Genomic DNA, 13,446 nt, shown 5'->3' on the forward strand with positions numbered 1-13,446 from the left:
GCTATATCAATACTGCTTCTCCAGCAGAACAATTTATAACCACCGAACACGACAGAAAGAACTAGCTATACACTGGTAAAATCAGCCGCAGTGCCAGCGGTTTTAGGGTGCTAATTCAAGCGTATGTAACCTGGTTTAACAAACAGGGCTATAAATTAAGAAGCTAATAATTAGCAACAAGCCATATCAATAAGGGGGTGGATAACAATAAGGTAATGTTTTAAATTGTGACTAATGCTATGAAAAATCAGCTGGTGGCGTTAAGGTTTTTCTTTGAAAACTTTATCTGATATCTAACTGCAAAGTAGTGTGCCTGCTGATATTCATATAAAAAATAATACCATGAGCATGATGATTATAGCAAAGTGTTTAACTTTACGTAAGTAAGTTGGTGACCAATTTAAAAATTAAAAGTAAAAGCAGTAATAGCAAATACAATAGCGGCAAAAGCCAGCGATATGTATTGCTTATTTCTAGGTGTGGAACTCAGGACAGGACCTATTATCAGGATGCCACCACTAACATTTCTTTTTGTTACCACCAGCCGAACTATGAAATCAATTTAATAATCATAATAATTGAGGTAGCCTAAGGCACAATAAATTTTTTAGTCCTGCTATAAAAAGTCACTGACTAATTAAAGATGATTTATATTGTGATATATGACTAATTATTAAATTAGCATCAGTAATTAATTAGATTAATATCAAAAAATTCCCTGTAACGGTAATTATTGCTGAGTATTATGTTGTTTACACGGTATTCCATTGAATGGATATCGATATTTTCTACTTAATAGATAATTTATTCTTTAAATAGATATTGAATTATGCATGCACAATACTGTCCACAAATAAATTATGGTGATAAACCCTAGCTATTGTCCTTGGTAAAAAAGAACTTAAAGAATATGAGATAAAGATAAAGATTCTATCGGGCGATAGAAGCACCATAAAAACTCATATTTTCTTTGCCCAATTTTGGTTAAATAATATCTGATATAAGATAAAATTTAAATAAATAATAATTTTTCTTATATATTTATCATTAATAATGTAAGTTTAATTTATTTGATTTATAATATAATTATAACCTATCTAACAGATTTTAAAATGAAATACCTATGCCAGATATTTTTACTAATCCTAATGTAACCCTTGATACTCAAGGGTTACGTTGTCCTGAACCAATTATGATGATAAGAAAAATATTTCGTCATATGGTTGAAAGTGAAACTTTATTAATTATTGCGGATGATCCGGCTACAATCCGTGATATTCCGGCCTTTTGCCGTTTTATGGAACATAAATTGTTAGCTGAAGAAATTAAGTGCCCTCCTTACCGTTATGTGATCCGTAAAAAAATTAATGAATACTAAAAATCAAATGGTATTAAACAAAATAGTTTTTTGATAAGCGACGAAACTATTTTTTGAATAACGTTGATAAAACGATAGATTGTTACTCCAGAAATTTTTTGTTATGAAATTTATTTTTAGCGGTTATTAGTTAATTAGGGATAACTATTTATTTTCTTTAAAGAAGATCAATGAAAATAGCTAAATTAATAAGCAAATAATGCATTTAATGCATTATTATTGTAATAATTTGCGATTTATTTTTTTGTTAGTTAATTTTTTTATTTTTAGCCAACGATGATGTTTTTCTGTTTTTGCAAAAGCGGCTAGCAAAAAAATGGCTTGCATAGCAAGTATAAAAATTATAAATATCATTGCTACATAGATAAAATATTTTAATGGTTGTGGAAACGGATGGATTAAATTAAATATCATGAATCCCAAAATAAAAACCATTAATAATTTTCTAGAATTTATTAACATAAAATTTCTTAGCTGATTATTGATTACGAATATAAAGACAGTAAGCGACTTTTCCAGAAAACTTTTTACGATAAAGTTGCCAAGTTTTAGGTAAAATGGCTAAATTAGCATCTGTTTCTGTCTCAACATAGATCCAACAATTTTCGCTTAACCAACCATTATGTTCTAATAGCAAGGCTGTTTGTTGCAATAGATCTTTGCCAAAAGGTGGATCAAGAAAAATAACATCATATGTTGTGCCTGCCTGGGATAGATAGTTCAATGTATTGCTATTAATCACTTGTGCATTTTTTGCCTCTAATTTATCTAGATTGGACGCTAGCTGTGTTGCGACGTAGCGTTCTAATTCAATTAAGGTAGCAGAAGCTGCATAGCGAGAAAGAGCTTCAATAGCTAAAGCACCACTACCAGCAAAACAATCAAGACAACGAGCTTGTTGAATAACAGGCATTAACCAATTAAATAAAGTTTCTCTTATCCTATTTGTTGTAGGGCGTAAGCCATCACTGTCAACAACAGGTAGTTTACGTCCTCGCCATTTACCGCAAATAATACGAATTTGGTTACTTGATGTAGATTGTATTTTTCTTACCATCATTACAGTTTTTTAATATAGTTGAGAATAATACCGATGTTTATCGACAGTATGTGCAATATTTAAATTATCGCTAATTTAACATGAAATGGGTATCAGATATATGTTGTTATCAAATCAAGTGATACACTTTTAAAAATTTTTTATTATTTAGTAACACAATATTTTTACCGCTAGGAGCGTAATGTCAGATGGTTAAAAAGAGAAAAAGATTTTTTTCCTGGCTAGGGTTAGGAGATGAAAATAAATTGCAAAAAATAGAGACAAAGCAACGATCCAAACAAAGAATAGAAGATAACTCTGAAGGTATGATGGATGTAATAGAGACATCACTAAATTCTGTAAAAGTAGAAAAGGTGCAACCACAAGTAGAGGAAGAAAAAAACGGTCAATGCCCAGCAGCAGATGTTAAAGCGATCAAAATTGTTACACCTAGTGAACAGATAAAAGCTTTACAAGAAATAGATGAACATGGAAAAGTACCGCAGATACAACAGCTCAAAAAACAGGCCACAAAAAATTTTTTTGCCCTGTTAAGACAGGGGTTATTAAAAACGCGGCAAAACATGGGTATAGGTTTTGTTAGCTTTTTTCGTGGTAAAAAAATTGATAATAATCTATTTGATGAGTTAGAAGAACAACTTTTAGTTGCTGATGTGGGGCTAGAAACAACAAGAAAGATTATAGATAGTCTAACTACCTATGCTAATCATAAAGAGTTGAATGATGCTGTGATGCTTTATAGCAAGTTGCGTGAAAAGATGACTCAGATTTTATCTGACGTAGATCAGCGATTAGTTATAGAAAATAAGCTACCTTATGTAATATTAATGGTTGGGGTTAATGGGGTCGGTAAAACTACTACAATTGGTAAGTTAGCCTGCCAATATCAAGCAGAAGGTAAATCAGTAATGTTAGCTGCTGGAGATACATTTAGGGCAGCCGCGGTTGAACAATTGCAAGTTTGGGGAGAGCGTAACAATATCCCCGTTGTTGCTCCACATGCTGGTGCAGATCCAGCTTCAGCTATTTTTAATTCCATTCTGTCGGCGAAAGCAAAGAAAATAGATATATTGATTGTAGATACTGCTGGACGATTGCAAAACAAAGCGTATTTGATGGAGGAGTTGAAAAAAATTGTCAGGGTAATGCAAAAACTTGATCAACAAGCGCCTCATGAAGTGATGCTAACATTAGATGCGAGTACTGGTCAAAATGCAATTAATCAGGTTAAAATTTTTCATGAGGCAGTGGGGTTAACCGGTATTATTTTAACTAAACTTGATGGTACAGCTAAAGGTGGCGTGATTTTTTCTATTGCCGATCAGTTTAAGATCCCGATTCGTTATATCGGGATTGGGGAAGGCATTTATGATCTCAGACCATTTGTAGCTAATGATTTCATCGAAGCGCTTTTTGTCCTAAAGGATTAATATTAATGATTAGCATTGGACATGTTAGTAAAACTAATCTTGTTGGGGGGGGCGTTTCTTCCCGGTCATTGGGAGCAGAGAGAAGTACCTTATTAAAGTTAATTTGTGGTATTGAACGCCCATGGCCATATTTAGTTTAGTGGTCATCATATTATTAAGTCAACTTTTACAACGGCAGATATGCTTGATTTTAAATATCACTCTTTTTTTGTTATAGAAACATATATGACAATGTTTCTATTCCACTGATTATAGCAAGCAGTGCTATTAGGATATTAGTTGTCAGGTTTCTCTTTAGAGAAAGTGGGCTTAGTAGCACAGTTATCCAATTTAATTATCCAGTTAGGAACTGCTTAGGTATGCGCTTATTGGTTAATAACCATAGTTGTTTGTATTGCTAGCAAATAAACCTACCTATAATTTTTATTAAGAATTAAATCTAGTTAATGTAGTTTTGGTAGCTAACCATGATCTTTTGTGAGCGTGTTACGCATTGGGATTATTTTTTTCTTACATAAAGCTAGGGAAGAATGATAGGAGGTAAGAATGGCTAAAAAATCTATCCATAAAACAGTCAAAGCTAGTGGGGGCAAGAGCAGTTACTCTGCTAAATATATTATAAGATATGTTACTCTAGACTTTAGCCACGTTTTTGAAGGTAGTTGTTTGTTATTGCGATTTCGATAATGCTTCCTAGTCTTGTTTATATTGTTTAGAACAATTTTTTACCAGCTGCGCAACAAGAGTATCTCACACCCTAATTAACCCGGTTATTTGGATAAGGCGCTGAACAAATAGTCGTTGAGCTTAGGTAATTAATGGTGTTAAAAATGTTAATTACCTGTCGCGTGAAGAAGCCATGATTGAGTTTCACAATCAATCAGTATTTGACACAGTGTTAGATTTGTTGGAATAAAATCTTTTATCTGCAGTAGCAATTATAATGCAGAAAATTGATTTTCAAAATTAACAATCATTTATAAAACGACGTAACAAAGTAGGTTAGTTAGTAGTAATTGAATATGTTCGCGTGGACGATAGTGTTTAGCTACATTAACTGGTCTGATTGGACAAATTGCAATGGGGATTGTTATTTTAATAGTTATGGCTATTTTTTTATAAAAGATTTTTTGCCGGTAGGGATAAGATTAATGTAATGAAGTTGATTGAGGTAATAAGATGGTTTTATTATGCATCTATTTTTAAAATAGTGGTCTTATATTAAGATTATTTGGTGCTTTACTCTCATTAATACTTTCTGCATTATGGGTATCGCAATTTACTGGTATTGTTACACAGGTTGCCTGTGTATTTTGCACTACATTAAAGTGGTTTTATGGGATAATGTACTATTTTGGTTGCCGCGATGATTGGATGGTTGGTTATGCCCGGCTACAGCTTAACACTGCGTTTTACGTCAGAGTGATCAGTTTCAGCATTAAAAGTAATTTAGGTGTTTAACAATGTAGAAGTTAAAATTTCAATTTTATTAGATCAATTAAATTTTTTCGATACCAAGTAGTGTTAAACTACTAAATATTAGATTAATCGCTGAGCAATACAATCTATTCAAATAGAAAATTTTTATTTAGAACTAATTTTTAGTTTATTTAATTCAAAGAGGATATCAATGACCAAAGATATGCAATCATTAGCATTCATTCCACAAGGTATTGAAGCTTATGTGCGATCAGCTCATGCATATCCTATGTTGACTGTAGAGGAAGAACAAGAATATGCAAAACGGCTGCATTATCATGGTGATTTAAATGCTGCTAAACAGCTTATACTCTCTCATTTACGTTTTGTTATTCATATTGCGCGTAATTATTCAGGTTATGGATTGCCACAAGCAGATCTGATCCAAGAAGGTAATATTGGTCTAATGAAAGCTGTTCGTCGTTTTAATCCTGAAGTTGGTGTACGTTTAGTTTCATTTGCTGTTCATTGGATCAAAGCTGAAATTCATGAATATGTATTACTTAATTGGCGGATAGTTAAAGTTGCAACAACTAAAGCTCAACGTAAGCTTTTTTTTAATTTGCGTAAGAATAAGAAATGTATCGGCTGGTTTAATCAAAATGAAGTAGATATGGTTGCCAAAGAGCTAGGTGTAACTAGCAAGGATGTTCGTGAGATGGAATCGAGAATGGCTGCACAAGATATGGTATTCATCATGAATGAAGATGATTATAATGGTGAAAATACGATTATAGCTCCGGGTTTATATCTACAAGATAAATCTTCTGATTTTGCTGATAGTCTTGAGGAAGATAATTGGGAAACCCATGCTACTGATAAATTGATGCATGCATTATCTACCTTAGATGAGCGGAGTCAGGATATCATTCGTGCGCGTTGGCTTGATGAAGAAAATAAAATTACTTTACAGGATTTAGCCAATAAATATTGTGTATCTGCTGAACGTGTTCGTCAATTAGAAAAAAATGCCATGAAAAAAATTAGGTTGGTGATGGAAGCTTAAAATAAGTCACACTGGGATGAGATAAAAATCTAGCTAAACTTTTTTATTCAGCCAATTTAAAGCTTGGCAATAAATAGATGAAAAGTTGTTAAAAGATAGAAAGATAATGGCAAATTTATAAAGGTAACCGTTTATTCTATAATATTACATAATTTTTTATCTGTCACGTTCTGCATGTTATTATATTAAATAAACACCCTATTTACACAATTTTGACAGACTGAAACTTTAATTTTTATCCGGCATAAATTGATAATAATACAAGATCCAAGCTAACCAAACAGGTACCAATTTTTTGCATTTCATCTTCTAGATTATTATTAAATTTTACGCATAGTAAATCACAAACTGGATTTTTCTTTGTTTTTAAGTAAATTTGTAATACAAAAAATTCTTAGATCTGCAAGGAAGGAATGTGCTAATCTGTAATATAGCTGTTCTGACAGGTATAAATTTAAGCACCGAAGTTTTTTCACTTAAACTAAGCTGCATAGGAAAAAATACTGTTAAACGATTGTACGTACCCTGATAGAATGGTACATAATGGAAAGGTGGATAGAAAAGTTTATTCCTGTAAGCCGAGTTTTTTCCCCAGATAATGGATATTAGTCCCACCTTTGAAAAAATTACTGTCCTCTATAATTTTTTGTTGTAATTCTATGTTAGTTTTAATGCCATCAATAATTAATTCAGATAAGGCATTTTTCATCCGTAGAATAGCAATTCTACGAGTTTCACCATAAGTAATAAGTTTACCAATCATAGAGTCATAGTAAGGTGGAACAGTGTAACCTGCATAGATGTGTGATTCCCAACGTATACCAAAACCTCCAGGAATATGGAGGCGAGTAATTTTACCCGGACTTGGCAAGAAGGTATTCGTATCTTCTGCATTAATTCGGCATTCTATTGCATGACCATGAATTTTAACATCTTTTTGTTTTAAAGATAGGGGTAATCCGGAAGCTATCCTTAACTGTTCTTTAATTAGATCAACCCCAGTGATCATTTCCGTAACTGGATGCTCAACTTGAATACGCGTATTCATTTCAATAAAATAGAATTCTCCATTTTCATAGAGAAATTCAAAGGTACCAGCACCACGATAATCGATATCAAGACAAGTTTTTGCGCATCGCTCGCAAATCTTTTTACGCATCTCACCTTTTATACCAGGTGCAGGAGCTTCTTCAACTACTTTTTGATGGCGACGTTGCATTGAGCAATCGCGTTCGGCCAAATAAATAACATTACCTTGAATGTCAGCAAGTACTTGAATCTCAATATGTCGCGGATTCTCTAGGAACTTTTCCATATAAACCATACTATTATTAAAGGCAGCTTTAGCCTCGGAGCGAGTCAAAGTAATGACTTTTTCTAGATCACTTTCATTACGAACAACGCGCATAGCGCGGCCACCACCACCACCAGACGCTTTAATAATAACTGGGTAGCCAATTCGATTAGCAATCTTTTTATTGGTTTTGATGTCCTTTCCTAAAGGTCCATCAGAGCCAGGAACACAAGGAACACCGGCTTTTTTCATGGCTTCTATAGCTGAAACTTTATCACCCATGAGTCTAATGGTTTCTGGTTTAGGACCAATAAATATAAAACCAGAGCGCTCTACTTTTTCAGCAAAGTCGGCATTTTCAGATAGAAAACCGTAACCAGGGTGGATGGCTTTTGCCGCAGTAATTTCTGCTGCTGAGATTATTGCTGGAATATTAAGATAACTTTCAGCTGAAGTGGTAGGGCCGATGCAGACAGTTTCATCAGCAAGTAATACATGTTTTAAGTCACGATCAGCGATAGAATGTACGGCGACAGTTTTTATTTTTAGTTCTTTACAGGCACGTAAAATGCGTAAAGCAATTTCGCCACGGTTTGCGATAACAATTTTTTTAAGCATAGGATGCCCCGTTATTCTATGATAATCAATGGCTCGTCAAATTCAACTGCTTCTCCATTTTCCAGCAGAATTGCTTTAACTATACCATTTTTGTCTGCTTCGATCTGATTCATCATTTTCATCGCTTCGACAATACATAGAGGATCTCCTATCTTAATAGTTTGGCCTACTTCAACAAATGGTTTTGCTTCTGGACTTAGGGCTCGGTAGAAGGTACCTACCATTGGTGAGCGAACAGTATAACCACTGATTTCTGCTTTTTTCTCATTTGCTGTTTCAGGTAAAATTTGAGAAGGTGCTATTGTGTTTGCTAAAGCTGGTTGATGCGTAGTAGGCGCTGTCATATACTGTTGTATAGTTGGTGAATTTTGAACGATTGTACGACTGATACGCACTGATTCTTCACCTTCTGAAATTTCTAGTTCAGAAATGCCAGCTTCTTCAACAAGCTCAATCAATTTTTTAATTTTACGAATGTCCATAAGTTAATTCCATATTTTTCTGCTTTACATTTATTAGGTTGGGGTTCATAAATGGTTGCTAATTATTTAATACTTAATAAGCATTTAACTATAGCTTCTAATGAAAAATACAACCATCAGCACGGAAACAACAGATGACTCCGTTTATTGGATAGATAGGAGTGATGTATTAATGGTTCACGTGCATAAATATTAGTAAAGTGGATTTCATAAAAAGGAATTGCAATGCTTAATATTGCATCTCGTAATGCCATACTAGTATTCGTTAATGCAGCTAGGGTTATCAATATAAAGTTTACTTTCCCTTTAGCTTGATGGCTTACATTATTGTTTTGTTTTTGTACTTGTTTGGTTAATAATATCCTGAAGTTTAAGTGCATCATAGAATAACAGCATTACCCTCCCTAGCAGATTTAAATCTGGGCCATTTAGCAGCAAAAGATGGAAATCTTTTGCCATTTTATGGTATCTCTCACCGACTGATAATTAGACAACAGAACTTGACGTTAATAGTTTGTCATTTTTTTCTCATAATGAAAACGTTTTTTTGACGACAAAGAGCAATATTATGAACATTTCATCGCAATTAGCAGCAGAATATTATTCTAATCAGCAAGGTTGTCTAGAATATTAAAAATTTAACGTATTTTTACCAGTATCCGGTCAGTGATTTAGTTATTGATTATGCAGATCAATGAATTAATACCTTTTTCAAACTGGATCTATTGGCCAATCGTAGTCGTCGCATAATATAAGTATTATAGTAAATTCTTTACCGCCCTTAGCGTCAAGTTACTTTAAATAATCGATATTACTTTCTCGACCAGTTGCTGCTGTGACGGAATAATCAAGTTGAGAAGTTGTCTTGTATACAAGAATGTTACCTATCGGTTACTCCGTTTTTTTCAAAGCCATTATACAGAGCATACCGCTGAAACTAGCGGTTACGAATGTGGTTGGTAAAGTAGAAAAATATTTATTCATTTCTAGCTTGAATAAATTTCATTGTTTTATGTTTTTAACAATTTTGGGCATATCTTTCAACTACTTTTTTATTCATTCGCTAGTTTTTAATGAAAAAATAGACATTACCTTTATTGGATCTTACGCTAGTTTGTGATGATGGCAAGGACCTACATGTATGTAGGTGATCTGTTGAGTGATTACTAGACATTAACCAATAAAAGTAGGAACTTAAATCCTTACTTTATTTATATTGATGTTAATTTAAACTTTTAGTTATTTTTTATAAAAATAACTTGCGCAAAATATAGTTTGTTAAACAAGTATAGCTAATTGTCTATTTTTCTGAGACTATTTATGGTAAATAGAATTTATTTAGCGTCTTAAATGTATAAGTTAATTGAGCTGCTAGGCTAGGATGGCAATTTGACATTATTTGCCCTGAGATATCTGAATTATGGAAGGATAGATACCATGTTAGTATATTATTTGCTTAGCATGTAAAAAATATCTAGCTGGTGTTGAGATGGCAGCAAAACCCTACCCAGTGTTAGGTGCAGATACTATTATTTTAAGTAACGGTAATTTTAAAGCCGATGAAAACCATGCTGCGCATAGGTGAATAACCCTTTCAGGTAAAATACACCAAGTTATGACTACAATTGCTTTCTCATATCATAATAAAGATCGTGTAATGTCGCAGGCAGACTTTTTGAAGTCTTTATAGGCTAAAATTGTTACACGTAAAAACCATCATAAGTACAGAATCAATATTTATGGTTAATTTAGTACATCGTATTATTCGTTATTTTGCAGTGGCTTCATTATCCTGGATCAGTTTTGATTTAAAGCTGACTTTTGTTTCATTAAATATGCCTAAAATGACAGTAAAACTTGAACTATATTAATGTCTATTACCAATATTATATCTCTATGATGATGACAAAGAGATCTAATGATCTTTTGTTGGTCACAGTAACCTGGAAGATACTATTTTTCATACCAAGATTAAATCGTCATAAACTATAGCAAGAAGGTTACGCAACTTGGTCGGTATTATTATCGATTTGATTGATATGCTTGCTCTTCTCTTGAGCATCGTCGCCTTTGGCATCGTTGGAACAATTATTATTAAATAATAGTGTTAAAGATGACACGTAAAATAACACGTTATAGCCTTGAATCTTTTTTCTGTAATGAATTACAGATAGTGTTATTAAATTTTACGGGAAATTGTTTCTTAGTATATGCTTCAGCGGTTGTTGTATAAGCATTAAATAGTGATGAATATCATATATTGGCTTGAAGTAGAAATTATTTTTAGCAAATCTGTCTAAAGTCCAAATTGAGCCTTGGGAACAGTTTTATGTCGTATATAGTTAGTTATGATGGCGGTTAGATTGTTATTGTAGTAACTTATTTGAGAAGGATAGATGGGTGAAATTACTACCTAAGGTATTGGTAGCCATAATCGCAATAATAGGACTTATTATGGCATTGTCCATTATTGGACTACGTCTTTTTATTCCGCAAATTAATGAATATCGAAATCAACTTGAAGGACAACTTCAATCATTAACAGGAATACCGTTTAAAATTAGTCATATTGAAGGTAAATGGGTCTATTGGGGGCCAGTGTTAATACTTTCTGACGTCAATATCACTACTGACAAAGTGAGTATTAAGGTAAATAAAATAAAATTTTCACTTGATATGTGGCGTTCACTTTTTTCTTTACATCTCCGTTTCAGGTATATTCATTTCTATAAATTAAATGCAGATTGTTATAACCCGCTAGAGTTTATCAGTGAAGGTGATTTCAGTAATTTTTACTTAGATGCTTTAGGTGAATTATTTTTACGGCAATTTGATTATTTTACGCTTAAGGAAAGTCAAATTACTTTTTTTACTCCATCTGCAGAAAAAAGTACATTGAAGTTCCCTGAACTGACTTGGTTAAATAAAAATGAATATCATCGAGCACAAGGATTTATAAATCTGGATAATTTTGAACAGCAAGATCTGAATGAGATTAAAATAAAACTCAATATTAGTAATAAAAATGGTCTAATTAATAGCGGTATAGTTTATTTATATGCAGATAATGTAAATCTGCACCCTTGGTTAAGTAGGTGGTTACGTGATAGTACTGGATTACAATTTAGTCTTTCTAGCTTGATTACCATTAAAGATAGCCGTATTGAAGGTGGGCAATTACAGTTGCATCATGGGCAGGCAAATTGGCAGGTTGATGATTTATTGTTTACCCTACATCGTCAAGTAAATGGTTGGTTATTTAATATTCCACAGATACCAAATTTTAAAACAGATCAACAACAATGGCTTGAAGGCAAAATTTCTCTGCTCTATTTACCACAATCAAAAGCAGATGAAAATAATTGGCGTATACTGGTTAATAATATTCAAATAGAGAGATTAAGATCTATTATCCCTATTTTCTCTTTTTTCATGCCTAAATTTATTAGTGATTGGCAAAAATATCAGCCAAAAGGTCAAATAGTACATTGGATATAACGCCTAGCAAGCCAGAAAAGGGGCTAGCTGGAATAGCTGGGGAAATATACCTTCAGTTAGACATTTTAGTGGTTCATTGCGAGGTGGTCAGCAAGCCGGGATATTTTCATTTAACTTAAATGACAGTTTAATCGAGCGTTAAAGCACCATTGGAAATTTATGCAGGGCAAGGAACTATTTGGTGGTCGGAAGAAGACAAATTACGCCAGGTTTGGAGTGATCATTTAGAGTTGCAAGCAAAATAACTATCTACAACCGGTGATTTTAGTTATTTAGCAGCCAAAGATCAGCGTATATTAAGTATTTTGGTTGGCGAAAAATTGACTGATGTAGGTGATGCATGGCGTTATTCCCCCACCCCGGTCATATTTTTATTTATAATTTTGAACGTAATGGACTTTAGATGTTGGCGCCTAGTGTAAAGGTGATGCTAAAGTTTTAGATCTTAGAGCAGCTATTGCTGATTATAGTCAATCTAAATTATTAATATGCGGTTAATTAGCTATAAATAAAAAATAGACCCCAAGATTGCATGCCTATTTTATCAACTAACAACCTAAAATGTTAGCCAACTCTTCACTGACCTCAGTAACCTTACGGGTCCCATCCAATTTAAAGTACTTGGTATGACAGGTAGCAGTTTCTTGACGATAATATGCAATTAAAGGCTCAGTTAACTGATGATACTCCACTAATCGCTTGCGTACAGTTTCTTCTTGATCATCTTTACGAATACTTAATTCTTCACCGGTAACATCGTCTCTGTTTGCTATTTTAGGTGGATTAAATTTAATATGATAAACACGACCTGAAGGAGTATGAACTCGACGACCAACAATGCGTTCAACAATAATTTCATCTGGTATATAAAATTCCAATATATAATCCACCGCAATACCGGCACTTTTCATTGCATCTGCTTGTGGGATAATACGAGGAAATCCATCCAGTAAGAAGCCGTTTTGGCAATCATCCTGTGCTATACGCTGTTTAACTAAAGCAATTACTAATTCATCAGTAACAAGCTTACCGGTATCCATTAATTCTTTCGCTTTTAAACCAAACTCGGTACCTGCCTTTACGGCAGCACGCAGCATATCACCGGTAGCAATTTGCGGAATAGCATACTTTTCCATAATGAATTGTGGATACTATTTTTCATACCAAGATTAAATCGTCATAAACTATAGCAAGAAGGTTA

General features: G+C 33.3%; 12 protein-coding genes and 1 pseudogene. 6 read left to right on the forward strand and 7 right to left on the reverse strand.

The window, feature by feature from the left end:
- Positions 1-1,123: 1,123 nt before the first annotated feature.
- The gene (tusA, locus tag WBAF_RS02400) at positions 1,124-1,378 is read left to right on the forward strand and encodes a sulfurtransferase TusA (RefSeq protein WP_121463446.1); all 255 of its coding nucleotides are present in this window, start codon (positions 1,124-1,126) and stop codon (positions 1,376-1,378) included.
- A 216-nt stretch (positions 1,379-1,594) separates the two neighbouring features.
- Here tusA and WBAF_RS02405 read toward each other — a convergent pair whose 3' ends face one another.
- Together WBAF_RS02405 and rsmD are read right to left on the reverse strand one after the other, a co-directional pair.
- On the reverse strand, positions 1,595-1,840 hold the full coding sequence (locus tag WBAF_RS02405) for a DUF1145 domain-containing protein (RefSeq protein ID WP_121463447.1): 246 nt from the start codon (positions 1,838-1,840) through the stop codon (positions 1,595-1,597).
- 16 nt (positions 1,841-1,856) lie between these two features.
- Positions 1,857-2,435 carry a 16S rRNA (guanine(966)-N(2))-methyltransferase gene (rsmD, locus tag WBAF_RS02410; RefSeq protein ID WP_121463471.1) on the reverse strand — a complete coding sequence of 193 codons (579 nt, stop codon included), beginning with the start codon at positions 2,433-2,435 and terminating at the stop codon, positions 1,857-1,859.
- Positions 2,436-2,626: 191 nt separating this feature from the next.
- Between rsmD and ftsY the strand changes: the two genes are divergently transcribed.
- The 3 genes from ftsY (at position 2,627) to rpoH (ending at position 6,353) form a co-directional block, all read left to right on the forward strand.
- Positions 2,627-3,868, forward strand: a complete 1,242-nt coding sequence (ftsY, locus tag WBAF_RS02415) for a signal recognition particle-docking protein FtsY (protein WP_121463448.1) — start codon at positions 2,627-2,629, stop codon at positions 3,866-3,868.
- A gap of 5 nt (positions 3,869-3,873) precedes the next feature.
- Positions 3,874-4,008: a hypothetical protein gene (locus tag WBAF_RS02555; RefSeq protein ID WP_256388157.1), complete on the forward strand. Its 135-nt coding sequence runs from the start codon at positions 3,874-3,876 to the stop codon at positions 4,006-4,008.
- 1,490 nt (positions 4,009-5,498) lie between these two features.
- Positions 5,499-6,353, forward strand: coding sequence for an RNA polymerase sigma factor RpoH (gene rpoH / locus WBAF_RS02420; protein ID WP_121463449.1), 855 nt, complete (start codon positions 5,499-5,501; stop codon positions 6,351-6,353).
- 565 nt (positions 6,354-6,918) lie between these two features.
- Here rpoH and accC read toward each other — a convergent pair.
- From accC to WBAF_RS02535, 3 genes and pseudogenes are all read right to left on the reverse strand, one after another.
- Entirely contained in the window at positions 6,919-8,265 is a 1,347-nt protein-coding gene (gene accC / locus WBAF_RS02425) for an acetyl-CoA carboxylase biotin carboxylase subunit (protein WP_121463450.1), read from the reverse strand.
- Positions 8,266-8,276: 11 nt separating this feature from the next.
- Positions 8,277-8,747 (reverse strand): acetyl-CoA carboxylase biotin carboxyl carrier protein, encoded by a 471-nt coding sequence (accB, locus tag WBAF_RS02430; protein ID WP_121463451.1) that lies wholly within the window; start codon positions 8,745-8,747, stop codon positions 8,277-8,279.
- A gap of 146 nt (positions 8,748-8,893) precedes the next feature.
- A pseudogene (locus tag WBAF_RS02535) lies at positions 8,894-9,064 on the reverse strand (type II 3-dehydroquinate dehydratase); the annotation flags it as partial.
- 1,422 nt (positions 9,065-10,486) lie between these two features.
- On the opposite strand from WBAF_RS02535, the gene WBAF_RS02560 reads away from it, so the two are divergent.
- Positions 10,487-10,618, forward strand: a complete 132-nt coding sequence (locus WBAF_RS02560) for a hypothetical protein (protein WP_256388158.1) — start codon at positions 10,487-10,489, stop codon at positions 10,616-10,618.
- 129 nt (positions 10,619-10,747) lie between these two features.
- On the opposite strand, the gene WBAF_RS02565 is transcribed toward WBAF_RS02560, so the two are convergent.
- Positions 10,748-10,879: a hypothetical protein gene (locus WBAF_RS02565; RefSeq protein ID WP_256388159.1), complete on the reverse strand. Its 132-nt coding sequence runs from the start codon at positions 10,877-10,879 to the stop codon at positions 10,748-10,750.
- A 268-nt stretch (positions 10,880-11,147) separates the two neighbouring features.
- Between WBAF_RS02565 and WBAF_RS02440 the strand changes: the two genes are divergently transcribed.
- Positions 11,148-12,245, forward strand: coding sequence for a YhdP family protein (locus WBAF_RS02440; protein ID WP_121463453.1), 1,098 nt, complete (start codon positions 11,148-11,150; stop codon positions 12,243-12,245).
- Between the two features lie 548 nt (positions 12,246-12,793).
- Here WBAF_RS02440 and adk read toward each other — a convergent pair.
- Positions 12,794-13,381: an adenylate kinase gene (gene adk, locus WBAF_RS02445; protein ID WP_121463454.1), complete on the reverse strand. Its 588-nt coding sequence runs from the start codon at positions 13,379-13,381 to the stop codon at positions 12,794-12,796.
- Positions 13,382-13,446 lie beyond the last annotated feature (65 nt).

The sequence above is a fragment of the Arsenophonus endosymbiont of Aleurodicus dispersus genome (assembly GCF_900343015.1).
GTDB lineage: Bacteria > Pseudomonadota > Gammaproteobacteria > Enterobacterales > Enterobacteriaceae > Arsenophonus.